Consider the following 14,317-nt stretch of genomic DNA (forward strand, 5'->3'; position numbering starts at 1 on the left):
CCGCCCGCCCGCCACCCCGCCCGCCGCACCGCCGGGCGAGCCCTGAACTCCCGTACGACGGCGCCCCGTTGACCCACCGCCGAGATCCCCCGCGGCCCCGCTCCGCCGCCGGCCGCCCGGCCGAAGCGCCGTCCGTACCCGCTCCGACTCCCCCACCGGAAGCGGACCGGACGCCTCCACCACCCGGCCGGAGGGCCAAGATTGACCGTGTTGACCCGTCAGTAGCGCCCTCCTTATGCTCGACGGCGTTCGTGATCCGGCACCGGAGCCGGGGCCGTCCGTGCCCGCCCGATCCGGCGCCGTCTCCGGTTCGAAGGGTTTCCTCCCATCAGCACCTCCATCGCGCCCTCGGACTCCTCCGGCTCCCCGGACGAGGCAGCCGGACCCGCCGGCGAGGACACCGGCCGCCGCCGCTTCCTCACCTACCTGCTGGCCGCCCCCACCCTCACCGTCGCCGCCCGGCTCGGCCTCGACGCCGCCGCGCCCGCCACCGCCCGGGCCGCCGTGCGCACCGCCGAAGCCGCCGCGACCGGCCGGAACGCCTCCGCGCCCCCGCAGTTGCTCGGCCTGCCGGGCATCCCCGACGTGCTCGACCTCGGCGACGCGATGATCCTCGCCGGGCTGCCGACCTCCCACCTGCTGGTGCTCGAAATCACCCCCGCCGGGCGTGCCGCGCTGTACCTCCCCCGGCTGGAGGTCGGCCAGGGCCTGACCACCGCGATCGCCCTGCTGGTCGCCGACGAGCTCGACGCCAGGCTCACCGACGTGGACGTGCCGCTCTCCGAGGGCCGCCCCGAACTGCTCTTCAACCAGCTCACCGGCGGCTCCAACTCGGTGCGCTCGCTGTACGACCCGGTACGCGCCGCGGCCGCCGCCGCCCGCGCCCGGCTGGTCACCGCCGCGGCCCACCGCTGGAACGTTCCCGCGGGCGGCCTGCGCACCGCCGACTCCGCCGTACTCGCCCCCGACGGCCGCCGCCTCGGCTTCGGCGAACTCGCCGCCGACGCCGCCGCCGTGATCCTGCCCGCCGTGCCCGCCACCCCCAAGCCGGCCGACCAGCGCCGCCTGGTCGGCAAGCCCACCGGCCGCATCGACGCCCGCGACATCGTCACCGGACGCGCCAAGTACGCCGGGGACCTCCGGATCCCGGGCGCCGTGCCCACCGTCGTCGCCCGCCCGACCACCGTCAACGGCACCCTCAAGTCGCTGGACGCCTCCGTCGCCCGCGCCATGCCCGGCGTGCTCGCCGTGGTGCAGATCCCCAGCGGCGTCGCCGTCCTCGCCGAGACCTTCGACCAGGCCCTCAAGGCCCGCGACGCGCTGCGCACCACCTGGAACCCCGGCCCGGTCGCCGACCTCTCCACCGCCGACGTCCAGGCCCGGTTGCGTGCCGCCCACGCGCCGTTCCTGCTGCCGCCGCTGCTCACCCCGTACCTGGACGGCGAGTTCGACTTCGCCTTCGTCAACCACGCCCCGATGGAGGTGCTGACGGCCGTCGCCGACGTCCGGCCCGGCCGCGCCGAGCTGTGGTTCGCCGCGCAGAGCCCGATCATCGCCCAGCAGACCATCGCCGCCGAACTCGGCCTGCCGCAGAGCGCCGTCACCGTCCACGTCGTCCGCGGCGGCGGCTCCTTCGGGCGCCGGCTGTTCTTCGACGCCGCCCTGGAGGCGGCCCAGATCTCCAAGGCCGCCGGGCGCCCCGTCACGCTGATGTGGACCCGCAACGACGACATGCGCCACGGCCGGATGCGCCCCGCCAGCCACCACCGGATCCGCGCCACCTACGGCCTCGGCCAGGTCCTCAGCTGGGAACACCGCGCCGCCACCGTCCGCACCGACCTCTCACACGGCCTCGGCGAAGCCCTCACCGGCGCCGGGTTCAACCTCTCCGTCGCCGGGATCAGCCTCGCCCAGGCCTTCTTCCTGCTCACCGAGAAGAACCCGTACGACGTCGGCATCCCCACCCAGCTGCTCGCCGAGGTGCCGCTGCAGATGCACACCGGCAGCTGGCGCTCCGTCTACTCGGGCATGGTCCGGGTCGCCGACGAGATCATGATGGACGAACTCGCCCGCCGGATGGGCCAGGACGAGGTCGCCTTCCGCCGGGCCCGGGTGCGCGACGCCGCCGGGCGGACACTGCTCGACACCGTCGCCGAGGCCGGCGCCTGGGGCCGCCCGATGCCCGCCGGCCAGGCCCAGGGCGTCGGCTACCACGACGAGAACGGCGGCCGGGTCGCCTACCTGGTCGAACTCGACGCCACCGACCGCGCCAACCCCAGGGTCACCAAGGCCGTCATCGCCGCCGACGTCGGCCAGGTCATCAACCCCCGCGGCCTGGAAGCCCAGTTGACCGGCGCCCTGATCGACGGCATCTCGGTCATCCTGCAGGCCGGCAACCACCTGGACAACGGCGCCTTCCGGGAGGGGAGTTACGCCGACTTCCGCTACGCCCGGCAGCACAACACCCCGCCGACGGTCGAGATCCACCTCATGCCGCCCAGCGGATCCCCCGGTGGTGCGGGCGAGTTGGGCGTCCCCGCCGCCTCCGCCGCCGTCGCCAACGCCTACGCCCGCGCCACCGGGACCAGCCCGCGCTCCTTCCCGATCAACTTCTGAGGACATCGACTCCCCATGCCCACCCACACCTTCGTCCTCAACGGGCAGCCCGTCAGCGTCGACGCCCCGGACGACATGCCGCTGCTCTGGGTGCTCCGCGACAAGCTCGGCGTCACCGGCCCCAAGTACGGCTGCGGGGTGGGCGTCTGCCGGGCCTGCACCAGCCACCTCGACGGCCAGGAGTTCCAGCCCTGCACCCGCTCCGTCAAGGACTGCGAGGGCCACACCGTCACCACCATCGAGGGCCTCGCCGACGGCGACACCCTGCACCCGGTGCAGGAGGCCTGGATCGACTGCGACGTCGCCCAGTGCGGCTTCTGCCAGCCCGGCCAGATCATGACGGCCGTCGCCCTGCTGCGCCGCACCCCCGCCCCGACGGACGCCGACATCGACCAGATCCAGAACATCTGCCGCTGCGGCAGCTACCCGCGCATCCGCGAGGCGATCAAGCGCGCGGCGGCGGCCCGCCCGGCGCGCTGACGCGGCTGTGCCCCGCCCGGCGAACGGGCGGGGCACAGCGCGGAGTCAGTCGGCCGTCAGCACGGCGGGATGGTCGGCACGTGGAAGTTCCAGTTGCCGTCCGTGTAGGCCCCGTAGACGTAGGCCACCGAGGTGCCCGACGACGGCCAGTAGCCGTAGCCGGCGGAGTAGACCTGGACCACCCGGTACCAGACGTCGCCCTGGTTGTTGATGTTCTCGCCGGTGGTCCAGCACACCATGTTGACCGCGTCGCCGGACCACGAGTACGAGCCCAGGTCGCCGGCGACCTTGCCGGACCAGGAGTACGGCGCCGAGTAGACGCCCACGCCGTGACCGGTCGGGTGGTTGTTGAGGTAGTACCAGCCGACGGCGTTCGCATCGCCCGCCGAGAGGCCGATCCCGGCGCCCGCCAGCGCCAGCGTGGCCACCGCGATGCCGCCGCGGCGCCCGATCTTCCTGAGGATGCCCTTGACCATGCCGATTCTCCTGTCCGGTCGAACCGCTCCGTCGCCGTCCCGAGGTCCTCGACGGCGGAGACAGCAGATCCGATCGCCGCAGGTGTTCGGTAGCCACTGACAGGAACTGACAACAGCTGACACGCCGGCCGAACACGCCTTCCACCGACCGGAGTCGACGCGTCACCCCGTCACCGCCCACCGCCCACCGCCCACCGCCCACCGCCCACCGCCCACCGCGGGGATCAGCGCGGCGGCGGCCCGCCCAGCGCGCTGACGCGGCTGTGCCCCGCCCGGCGAACGGGCGGGGCAGAGCGGATCAACCGACCGTCAGCACTCCCGCAGACCGTTGTGGAAGTACCAGTTGCCGTCGGCGTACGCACCGTAGACGTAGGCCGTTCCGAAGAAGGTGCCGTTGGTGCCACCGATCTGGTACCAGACGTTGCCCTGGTTGTTGATGTCCTCGCCCCGGGTCCAGCACTCGATGTAGATGTCGTCCGAGGACCACGAGTACGAGTACACGTCGCCGGCGACCTTGCCCGAGCCGGAGTACGGCTGCGAGTAGACGCCCACGCCGTGGCCGCTGGCGTGGTACTGGAGGTAGTACCAGCCGTCGGCGGAGGCGCTGCCCGCCGAGATGCCCACCGCGCCGGCCGCCAGTGCCAGCACGGCCGCCGTGGTCGCCCCGCGCCGCCCGATCCTCTTCATGATGTTCTTGACCATGAGGGTCCTCCTGTCCGGCCGGACGCCCCGTCCGACCGCTCCGATGCCACCCCGTCGATCTCGACGGCGGAGCCAGCTGACCCGATCACCACCACTGTTCGGTACCGCCTGACAGGAACTGACAACAGCTGACACGGGCCGTCGAACACGCCTTCCACCGACCGGAGTCGACGAATCGGCCGTTCCCGCCGTCACCCGTCGCTATGATCCGTACTCGACAAGCACACAGCGACACCGAGGGATCTGACAGCTGACACCAGGGGGCGCCATGGCGGAGCACCAACAGGAGCCACCGGCCGCGCGGAAACCGCCGACCGCCGCCGAGAACTTCGCCGGCCAGCTGCGCACCCTCCGACTCGACGCCGGCCAGCCCTCGTTCCGCACCATGGCCAAGACCGTCGGCTCGATCTCCCACACCACCCTCTACGAGGCCGCCTCCGGCTCACGGCTCCCGTCCTGGCCCACCACCCGGGCCTTCGTCCGCGCCTGTGGCGGGGACGAGGAGGTGTGGCACCACCGCTGGCGCGCCGCCGTCAACGGGGAACCGCCGGCCGAACTCGTCCTTCCCGCGCCGCCGGCCGCACCCCTGTCGCCGTCCTCACCCTCACCCTCACCTTCGGCGGCGGCACCGGCCCCCGCCCCGGTGCCGCCCACCGCCGTGCGGGTCGCGCCGCCCGCCACGGCCGGGCCGGCCCGCGGCCGGCTCTGGACCCACGCGCTCAGCCTGCTCCTCGGCCTGGCACTCGGCGTCCTCGGCACCCTCGGCCTGCTCACCGACCGCGCACCCGCGGCCCAGGACGCCCCCCAGAACGCAGCCCCGTCCGCCGCGCGCGACTGCCCGACGGCCGGCCCCGACGTCCCCGCACCCGGCGAGCACCCGACGCCGGCCCCCCTCGGCCCCGGAGCGCCCACGCCGGGCTGGGTCTCCCGGACGGCCTTCGGCCAACAGGCCGCCACCAGCACGGACTTCGCCCTGCCGGTACTGTCCCCGGTCGCCGGCGGGGACGCCCTGGTGGTCTCGATGCTGCTGACCGACACCTGCCCCGGCCCGGTCAGCGTCACCGACAGCCACGGCGACCCTTTCCAGCTCCTCGGCGACGTCACCGACGCGCTGCGCCACCGAGTCCTGGTGCTCGCCGCCTTCGACGCCTCCGCCCTGACCACGGCCGACTCGATCCACGCCAGCTACCCGCGCGCCGAGGACTACCACGTCGCCGTGGACGAGTTCCGGGGCGTCAGCACCCTCCGTGCCTTCTCCCCCGCCTCCGGAGACGCCGGCGGATCCGGCTTCACCACCGCCGGCAGCACCGGCTGCGAACCCGGCGACCTCCTGGTGGGCGCGGTCGGCAGCAGCGGTGGCAGCGCCCCCGAGTTCGCCACCGGCTGGACCACCCTGCCCGTCCTCCAGCTCTCCCCCGACCGCCTCACCACCGCCCACCGGATCGCCACCGGAACCGGCGCCGACGCCACCCGCTGCACCGCCACCGGCCGCACCACCGCCCAGTGGGACGCCGTCCTCGTCGTCCTCCACTGAGCACACCCCGGACGGCCACCCGGCCCCTCGTCGCCGACCTGCCCCGACGCCGCCCCGCAGGCCGGAGTTCGAAGACGGACCTCAGCGACCGCCCAGCCAGCCCGCGATGTCCTCCACCACCTCCGCCGCCACGTGCCCGGGCCGGGCGTACTCGGCCGGGGTGGCCGGGCCGGTGCCCGGGAGGAAGAGGTGGTCGACCTCCGGGTGGATCCGGACGGTCACCTCGGGCCGGTCGGCAGCGCGGCGAACGCGCGCGCCGCCTCCGACACTCGTGTCCGATCGTCCCCCATGTCCAGGAACCGTAGCAGGCAGTGGAGTTCGCTTCGCTAGCCGCCGGCGCCCGGGCCCGGGTCGCGGCCGAAGAACGCCGCCAGCCGGTCGTACGCCGGGGCGTCCGCCGGCGCGGGGACTTCGGGGCCGAAGGCCTCGCCGCGGTACTCGGGTTTGAGGGCGCCGTGGGCCCAGTCGAGCGCCGCGCGGGCCACCTCGTGGTCCAGCCCGTCGGTGGACTGGCTGGTCGCGTGCGCCAAGTCCCAGGCGTGGACGGCGAATTCGGTGGTCTGCTGGTCGACCGGGAAGCGGGCCGGGAGGGTGCCGCCACCGGGGGCCGGCACCGTGCCGGTGAGGTCCCCGGCGGCCCGCCAGGCCTCGACGAGCCGCTCGGCGCCGGCTTCGAAGGCGTGCAGCCAGTCCTCCTCCACCCGGTCGAAGGGCTGCGACCAGTCCGGCCGGCCGCCCTCGGCGCGGAGGGTGAACTGCCGCAGGTCGTGGAGGAGGTGGCTGACCAGGTCGCCGACGTCCCAGGAGCGGCAGGGGGTCGGGTGGCCGGCCAGCTCGACGCCGGTGCCGTCGATCAGCCCGGCGGTCTGGGCGAGGGCCCGGGCGAGCAGGTCGATCGGGTCGTCCACCGCGGTCATGGCACACCTCTCGGTCGGGGTCTGGGGGCGCACGGGTCGTGCCGGGCGATCGTAAGCGCGGTCACCGACGACCGCCCGGCACGACACCGCCGCCCTCGGCTCCGGGAGGTCAGGCCGCGAAGCCGCCGTCCACCGCCAGTTCGGCGCCGGTGACGTACCGGCCGTCCTCGCCCGCCAGGTAGGCGACGGCGCCCGCCACCTCCGTCACCGTGCCGTACCGGCCGAGGGCGACGAAGCCGCGCTGGAAGTCGGCGGAGGAGCCGTCGGCCGGGTTCATGTCGGTGTCGATCGGGCCCGGGTGGACCAGGTTGACGGTGATCCCGCGCGGGCCGAGTTCCCTGGCCAGCGCCTTGGTCAGGCCGATCAGCGCGGCCTTGCTGGTCGCGTAGAGCGCGGCGCCGGGGAAGGACACACGCTGGGCGATGCAGCTGCCGATGCCGACGATCCGCCCGCCCTCGGCCAGGTGCTCGACCGCCGCCTGGGCGTAGAGGTACGGCGCGCGGACGTTCACCTCCAGTACCCGGTCGACCTCCTCGATCGCGGCCTCCTCGATCGGCCCGGCGGCGCCGACCCCCGCGTTGTTGACCAGGATGTCCAGCCGCCCGAACCGCTCGGCGACGGCCGCCACGGCGGCCCGCACCGCCGCCGGGTCGGCGCTGTCGGCGCGCACGGCCCAGCCGGTCCGGCCCATCACGGTGATCTTCGCGGCCACCTCCTCGGCCCGCTCGGCCGAGCCCTGGTAGGTCAGCGCCACATCGGCGCCGTCCTCGGCCAGCCGCAGCGCGACGGCCGCCCCGATCCCCCGGCTGCCGCCGGTCACCAGGGCCACCTTGCCGTCGAGCGCCGCCGCACCGTTCATCGTCATGTCTCGGAATCTCCTCGTTCATCGTGGGCCGAGCGCGCCCCGGCCGGTGTGCCGGCCGGTGTGCCGCTCTCGGGGTACGGGTCGATCCTGGTCCGGATTCCTTGACGTCTCCGGCGGTATTCGGACGTTGCGTTCAATCTTCAACTACAACTCCGCACACCCCGGTGGCACCACCCCCGGACGGCAGTACGACCCGACCGCCGCACGAATCCGGCCCACGAGCGCCCATCCGCGCCCACGGGCGCGCCGAACGCGCCGGGCGGCCACCCCCGCGCAGGGGTGGCCGCCGGATCACGAGGGCGTCAGACGGTCAGCGTCTGGCCCGGGAAGATCAGGTCCGGGTCGGCGCCGATGGTGCGCGCGTTCTTGCCGTACAGGCCGTCGGTGTCGACGCCGAACTTGGCGGCGATGTCGCTCAGGGTGTCACCGCTCCTGACGGTGTAGCTGCCGCCGGAGGTGTTCCGCTCCGCCGCCGGAGCCGCCGGAGCCGCCTGCGCCGGCTTGGCCGACGGACGGCCCTGCGGGGCCTCCGGGGCATACGGCTTCGCCTTCGGGGCGGCGTGCTGGGCGGCCTTCGGGGCCGCCTTCGCGGAGCGCTGGGCCGGCTTGGCCGCCGGGGTGCCCGAGTCCGAGCCCGCGGTGGTGTCGACGGCGGCCGGGGCGCCGCCCTTGCTCAGGCCCGCCTTCTTGGAGCAGACGGGCCAGGCGCCCGGCCCCTGCGAGGCGAGCACCTTCTCGGCGACGGCGATCTGCTGCGCCCTGGTCGCCTGGTTGGCCTGGGGGGCGTACGCGGTTCCGCCGTACGCGGCCCAGGTGGAGGGGGTGAACTGCAGTCCGCCGTGGAAGCCGTTGCCGGTGCTGATGCTCCAGTTCCCGCCGCTCTCGCACTGGGCGACGGTGTCCCAGGCCGAGGTGGGTGCGGCGGAGGCCGAGGTGGCCGTGACGAGGCCGGCCACCGGCAGGGCCGCGACGGCGGCGCCCGCTACGACCGCCATCCGCAGGCGGTTGCGCTTCACGGTGGCGGTGGTGTCGGTGGCAGCGGCGGTCTCGTGACGGGAAGTCATGAATGTCCTCTCGACAAGCCCCGGGCGGGCAGGCGGAACCAGGCCCGGGACACGGGCCGGTCGGTCGCGCTCACCTCACTCGTCGGGCGGCCGGACACGTGTCGGACGTGCCGTGCCGCCCCGGTCACCTCCACTCGCCGACGGCCTGTTCGAGCCGGTCTCGTCGGCGGGCACCGCCCTCGCGCCGGGGGTCAGTCGGCGGGCCGTGCGTCGGGGTGAACCCGGGTGGCGCTCGTTGCGCCGCCAAGAAAGCTAGGGGCATGTGCGGGCCTCAGCAAGCAATTCTTGGTCTTCGCAGGTCAGTTGACTGTTACCGGCGGTATCGATCAAGAAACGGTGCCCGGTTCGACCGGGTTTGACCGCATTTTGAAGATCTAACGATCAATTTCCGTGCCCGCGCTCACATCTGTCCATTCGTGAGGTCCCGCACACCATCGACGGTCCGTCAGCACTAGCTGACGCGACGTCACCACGACATCCGGAGTTCCCGCTTCGGCGAAGCAGTTGAGTGGCATCCATCACCGACGGCACCCTCCGCGATCGCGCGAACGCGCTCAGCTACGACCGTCGAGCTCCGCGTCCCGCGCCAACAGCGCCGCCTGGACCCGGTTCTCGCAGCCCAGCTTGGCCAGGATCCGGCTGACGTACGTCTTCACCGTCGCCTCGCTCATGTGGATCCGGGCCCCCGCGTCCGCGTTGGACAGCCCCTCCCCGAGCAGCGCCAGCACCTCCAGCTCGCGCCCGGTGAGCACCTCCAGCCGGCGCCGCGCCTGCGCACCGCGGGCGGCCGCCGAGCCGCTGCGTCCGGAGGCCAGCGAGTCGACGATGTGCCGGGTGGCCGCCGGGGAGAGGAAGGCGTTCCCGCCGGCCGCCGCCCGGACGGCCTGGATCAGCTCGTTCGGCGCGGTGTCCTTGAGCAGGAACCCGGCGCCGCCCTCGGTCACGGCGCGCAGGACGTTCTCGCGCTCCCCGAAGGTGGTGAGGATGATCGCCCGCGCGCCGGGTGCGACCCTGCCGAGCTCCCCGAGCGCCGTCAGTCCGTCCATCACCGGCATCTGGATGTCCAGCAGGACGACGTCCACCCGGTGCGCCCGGGCCAGTTCCAGCGCCTCCCGGCCGTCGGCGGCCTCCGCGACCACCTCGATGTCCTCGGCCGACCCCAGGATCATCCTGATCCCGGCCCGGATGAGCGGCTCGTCGTCGGCGACGAGGACTCGGATCACGCTGGTCATTCCCCTCGAACAGTGAAGCGGCTGGGGCACCATCCTCACATCCCCGCCGCCGCCGTCTCCCGCCCGGGCCCGGCGGGCGGCGTCAGCCCTTCTTGACGTACTCCACCTTCTCCACCAGCACCCCGCCCTTGAAGCAGAACCGCGCCACGTGGTCGTCCGACCAGGAGTCGTCCGCCCCGGCCTTCGCCAGCGAGTACCAGCGGCAGTGCGAGCCCTCCGGCTTGGGCGGGCCCGCGTCCTCGAAGTCGGACGTGAAGAAGTCGTTGCCGGGCGGCAGCTGCCGCATCACCTCGGGCTTCGACTCGCCCACCCGGATCTGCTCGTAGAGCGACTGCGACACCGTCGAGTCGCTGGCACCCCGGACGAAGGCCACCACACCCCAGGCCACCAGGCTCGCCACGATCAGCGTGACCGCGCCCACCCCGGCCGCGCAGCCGAGCGCCGGGCGGCGCCGGCCGTCGTCCGTGCCGTCGACCGGCGGCAGGCCGGACATCCAGTCCTCCGCCGTCAGGGCGGCGGCGCCCTCGGCCTCCGCCCCCTCGTACGGGAGGACGGCCGCCAGCCGGAAGCCCTGCTCGGGGGTCGGTCCGGCGTGCACCATGCCGCCGACCAGCCGGGCGCGCTCCCGCAGGCCGGTGAGCCCCTGCCCGCCGCTCACCACCGCCCCCGCGCCGGCGCGTGCGCCGACCAGCTCCGGCGCGCCCGGGTTGGTGACCTCCACCACCAGGGCGTCCGGCTCGTACCGGAGCGCGACCGCGATCGGCGCGCCGGGGGCGTGCTTGTGCGCGTTGGTGAGCGCCTCCTGCACGATCCGGTACGCCGCGTGGTCGACGGCCGCCGCCAGCGGCCGCCGCTCGCCCTCGGTACGGAACGCCACCTCCGCACCCGCCGCACGGGAGGACTCCACCAGCCCCTCGACCCCGTCCACCCCGCCCCGGAGGGACGCCGGGCCCGGGGCACCGGCCGTCGGAGGCAGCGCCGTCGACTCGTCGTGCAGCACCCCGACCACCTCGCGCAGCTCGCGCATCGCGGCCACCGCCGCCTGCCGCAGCACCCCGACCGCCTCCCGCTGCCGGTCGCTGAGGGTGCGGTCCACCTCCAGCGCGCCCGAGTGCACGGAGATCAGTGCGAGCTGGTGGCCCAGGCTGTCGTGCATGTCCTGGGCGATCCGGTGCCGCTCGCGCAGCCGGGCCTGGTGCACCACCATCGCCCGCTCGCGCACCAGCTGGTCGTTGCGCTCGCGCAGCGCGTCCATCAGGGCCCGGCGCTGCGCCCGGTACCGGCTGTAGAGCGCGGGCAGCACCGCGAAGACCAGGAAGACGCCGAGCGAAACGCCGATGATCAGCTTCGACGCGCCGGATGCGCCGTCCTTGAGCATCCCGAACATGGAGAACATCAGATAGCTCAGCACGAAGGCGCCGACCAGCCGCCACACCCGGCTGATCCGCGCCCCGGCCGCCCAGCCCGCGCACACCAGCAGCAGTATCGGCCCGACCGACCAGCCCGCGATCGCCCCGGTCAGCACCAGCACGGTGGCCGGGAACCCGCGCCGCAGCACCCACAGCACGGCGACGGCGAGGCCGAAGAGCCACGCCAGACCGGTGCCGGCGACCACCTCCAGCAGCCCGGCGACCACGCCCAACAACAGGGCCGCCACCGCCTCGCCCACCACCCGCCGGGGCCGCCACGGCCCCGGGAGCGCCGTCTGTACCGCCTTCGACCAGGCCCGTGCGATTGCTTCCACCCATCGAGGCTAACCGGGTGGCCGCCCCGGCCGCGGTCACCCTTCGTCGCCGCCGGGCCCGACGAAAGTAGCCGTTCCGGAGCCGGGGCCCGGGCCGCCCTCCGTGCCGCCGTCTGTGCCGCCGTCCGGGCCGAAGGCCGTGAGCAGCAGCGCCACGTCGTCCACCCGCCCGGTCGAGCCGACCTCGCGGATCAACCGCTCGGCCAGCTCCTCCAGCTCCTCCCCCACCCGCCCGTGCGCCAGCGCCGCCCGCAGCCGGTCCACCCCCTGGTCGATCGGCAGCGCCGGATCCTCCACCAGCCCGTCGGTGTAGAGGGCGAGCACCGAGCCGGGCCGCAACCGCAGCTCGCTGACCGGGTACGCGGCGCCGTCGTCCACGCCGAGCAGCGGCCCGCCCGGGACGTACAGCGCCTCGGCCCGCCCGTCCGGGTGGCGCAGCACCGGCGGCAGGTGCCCGGCCCGGCCGATCCGCACGGTGCCGTCGGCGGGGGTGAGCCGGACCAGGCAGCAGCTGGCCAGCAGCCCGAGGTCGAGGTCCAGCAGTTGCCGGTTGGTGCGGGCGAGCACCTGGTCGGGCGGCTCGCCGCCGCTGGCGAAGGCCCGCACGGCGCTGCGCAGCTGGCCCATCGCGGCGGCGGCGCCGACGCTGTGGCCCTCGACGTCGCCGATCACCAGGGTGAGGTCGGCGCCGGTGACGATCGCGTCGTACCAGTCGCCGCCGATCTCCATCCCCTGGGTGCCGGGCAGGTAGCGGGCCGCGGTCCGGATGCCGGGCACCTGCGGCAGCCGGTGCGGCAGCAGGCCCTGCTGCAGGCCGCGGGCCAGGGCGAACTCGGCGTCGTAGAGCCGGGCGCGCTCCAACGCCTGGGCGATGAAGCCGCCGAGGCCGGTGAGCAGCCCGCGCTCCTCGACGGTGAAGGGGTGCACGCGGTCGAAGCCGAGGATGCAGCTGCCGACCGGCCGGCCGGAGGCGATGAGCGGCAGGAAGGCCCAGGCGCCCATCTCGTCCAGGGCGAGGCCCGGGTAGGCGGCGGCGAGTTCGCGCACGGACTCGAAGAAGATCGGGGTTCCGGTGCTGAGCGCCTCCGCGCCGGGGACGCGGGCGTCGAGCGGGGTGCCCTCGAAGCCGTCCAGGAAGCCGTCGGGGTAGCCGCTCTGCGAGACCAGGTGCAGCCGCTGCTCGCGCACCCCGTAGATGGCGAGTTCCTGGCCGCCGAAGGCCGGCAGGATCTCCTCGGCCACCGCCCGGCACACGTCGCGTACGGTGACGGCCTCGGTGAGCGCGCTGGCCAGCTGGAGCAGGTGGTAGGTGCCGCCGACGCCGCCCGCGCCGGTGCCGGCCGCGGCCGGGGACAGCAGGGCGGTGGGCGGCTCGGCCGCGCCCGGCGGGGCCTCGGCGGCGATCACCCGGGCGGTGACGCCGTGCGCGTCGGGGAAGAGCGAGAAGGCGAGCCAGCCGTTCGGCGGGCGGGCGGCCAGGAACGCGGTGGGCTGCTGGGAGAGCACGGCGGCGCGGTAGCGGTTCTCGTAGAAGGGGTCGGCGAGCCAGGGCAGCGTCTCCCAGGGGTGGCGGCCGACGAGGTCCGCCGCGCTCGCCCGCAGCAGCGGCTCGGCGGCCCGGTTGACGTAGCTGATCAGGCCGTCCGGGTCGAGCGCGAGGACGCCCTCGTGCAGCCGCTCGACGGCGGCCGCGGCGGCGGTCAGGGCGCGGACGTCCAGGACGGCGCCGACCAGACGGGTCCGGTCGTCGGAGATCGCGCCGGGCACCCGGGCCCACAGCTCCACCGGGTGCGGGCGGCCGGCCGGTCCGAGCACCCGCACCCGGGCGGCCAGCACCTCGCCGCGCTCCAGGGCGGTCCGGGCGGCGGCCCGGAACCCGGGCACGTCGCCGGGGGCGATCCGCCCGGTCAGGCAGCCCACCGTGCCGTCGAACTCGCCGGGCGCGAAGCCGAAGATCTCCAAGAACTGGACGTCCGCGGCGAGCGCCCCGGTGGCCACGTCCCAGTCGAACAGCCCGACCCGGGTGCTCGGCGCGGACGGCGGCGGAAGCTCCACCACGGCGGCGTCCTCGACCGGCTCCACCGGCTGCCCGGAGGCCGCCAACTCGGCCAGCCCGGCGCCGAGTCGGGAGGCGACGGCGGTCAGCTGCCCGCCCTCCCGGGCCGGCCCGCCCTCGTCCGCGGCCGCGGCCGGCCACAGCACGCTGAGCACCCCGAACCGCTCCCCGCCGTGCCCCACCGGCACGCAGGCGGAGACGAACTCGTACGGCAGGCCGACCGCGAGCTGGGGGAAGCGCCGCATGGTGTCCTCGGGGTCCGACAGCGCGACGCTCCGGCCGGTCCGGAAGCAGACCGCGACCGGCAGCGGCCCGGCCGCCGCGATGCGCCGGAACGGGCCCATGATCGACAACGGCACCCCCGCCAGGGTGCGCAGCACCAGCGACCGCCCGTCCCGCGACCGCAGGTACACCATCGCCGCGTACGCCCCGGTCGATCCCAGCACCCGCCGAACGGCCTCCGCCAACAGCTCGTCCCGCCGGTGATCCGCCTCCGGGGGCGCCACCTCGTCCGGGCCCGTCCCACGGACCGGCTCGCCGGCCCCGCCGGTCACCTGCGGATGGCGCATGCTCCCTTGCTACGTCCGCCCCGGAGCCGTGTCAAGGCGAACCCCCACCACCCCGGGCGCCC

The 14,317-nt window shown here is 74.7% G+C and carries 12 protein-coding genes; 3 read left to right on the forward strand and 9 right to left on the reverse strand.

The window, feature by feature from the left end:
- Positions 1–504: 504 nt before the first annotated feature.
- Positions 505–2,616, forward strand: coding sequence for a xanthine dehydrogenase family protein molybdopterin-binding subunit (locus ACZ3YL_RS31780; protein WP_317620995.1), 2,112 nt, complete (start codon positions 505–507; stop codon positions 2,614–2,616).
- A 15-nt stretch (positions 2,617–2,631) separates the two neighbouring features.
- Positions 2,632–3,096 carry a (2Fe-2S)-binding protein gene (locus ACZ3YL_RS31785; RefSeq protein ID WP_188304124.1) on the forward strand — a complete coding sequence of 155 codons (465 nt, stop codon included), beginning with the start codon at positions 2,632–2,634 and terminating at the stop codon, positions 3,094–3,096.
- A gap of 56 nt (positions 3,097–3,152) precedes the next feature.
- Here the strand turns inward: ACZ3YL_RS31785 and ACZ3YL_RS31790 are convergent, their stop codons facing one another.
- Positions 3,153–3,572: a hypothetical protein gene (locus tag ACZ3YL_RS31790; RefSeq protein ID WP_188304125.1), complete on the reverse strand. Its 420-nt coding sequence runs from the start codon at positions 3,570–3,572 to the stop codon at positions 3,153–3,155.
- A 309-nt stretch (positions 3,573–3,881) separates the two neighbouring features.
- On the reverse strand, positions 3,882–4,274 hold the full coding sequence (locus tag ACZ3YL_RS31795; RefSeq protein ID WP_188304126.1) for a hypothetical protein: 393 nt from the start codon (positions 4,272–4,274) through the stop codon (positions 3,882–3,884).
- 268 nt (positions 4,275–4,542) lie between these two features.
- On the opposite strand from ACZ3YL_RS31795, the gene ACZ3YL_RS31800 reads away from it, so the two are divergent.
- On the forward strand, positions 4,543–5,808 hold the full coding sequence (locus ACZ3YL_RS31800) for a helix-turn-helix domain-containing protein (protein ID WP_465660677.1): 1,266 nt from the start codon (positions 4,543–4,545) through the stop codon (positions 5,806–5,808).
- Between the two features lie 81 nt (positions 5,809–5,889).
- Here the strand turns inward: ACZ3YL_RS31800 and ACZ3YL_RS31805 are convergent, their stop codons facing one another.
- The 7 genes from ACZ3YL_RS31805 to ACZ3YL_RS31835 form a co-directional block, all read right to left on the reverse strand.
- Positions 5,890–6,030: a hypothetical protein gene (locus ACZ3YL_RS31805; RefSeq protein WP_188304128.1), complete on the reverse strand. Its 141-nt coding sequence runs from the start codon at positions 6,028–6,030 to the stop codon at positions 5,890–5,892.
- 104 nt (positions 6,031–6,134) lie between these two features.
- On the reverse strand, positions 6,135–6,725 hold the full coding sequence (locus ACZ3YL_RS31810) for a TIGR03086 family metal-binding protein (protein ID WP_188304129.1): 591 nt from the start codon (positions 6,723–6,725) through the stop codon (positions 6,135–6,137).
- A gap of 109 nt (positions 6,726–6,834) precedes the next feature.
- Positions 6,835–7,590 carry an SDR family NAD(P)-dependent oxidoreductase gene (locus tag ACZ3YL_RS31815; RefSeq protein ID WP_465660679.1) on the reverse strand — a complete coding sequence of 252 codons (756 nt, stop codon included), beginning with the start codon at positions 7,588–7,590 and terminating at the stop codon, positions 6,835–6,837.
- 302 nt (positions 7,591–7,892) lie between these two features.
- Positions 7,893–8,654, reverse strand: coding sequence for a transglycosylase family protein (locus ACZ3YL_RS31820; protein WP_465660681.1), 762 nt, complete (start codon positions 8,652–8,654; stop codon positions 7,893–7,895).
- Between the two features lie 554 nt (positions 8,655–9,208).
- Positions 9,209–9,877 (reverse strand): response regulator transcription factor, encoded by a 669-nt coding sequence (locus ACZ3YL_RS31825; RefSeq protein WP_188304132.1) that lies wholly within the window; start codon positions 9,875–9,877, stop codon positions 9,209–9,211.
- Positions 9,878–9,968: 91 nt separating this feature from the next.
- On the reverse strand, positions 9,969–11,630 hold the full coding sequence (locus tag ACZ3YL_RS31830) for a sensor histidine kinase (RefSeq protein ID WP_317620996.1): 1,662 nt from the start codon (positions 11,628–11,630) through the stop codon (positions 9,969–9,971).
- Between the two features lie 36 nt (positions 11,631–11,666).
- Complete coding sequence (locus tag ACZ3YL_RS31835; RefSeq protein WP_465660683.1) at positions 11,667–14,255, reverse strand: SpoIIE family protein phosphatase; 2,589 nt, start codon at positions 14,253–14,255, stop codon at positions 11,667–11,669.
- Positions 14,256–14,317: the final 62 nt, after the last annotated feature.

The organism is Kitasatospora sp. NPDC023176 (genome assembly GCF_055560495.1).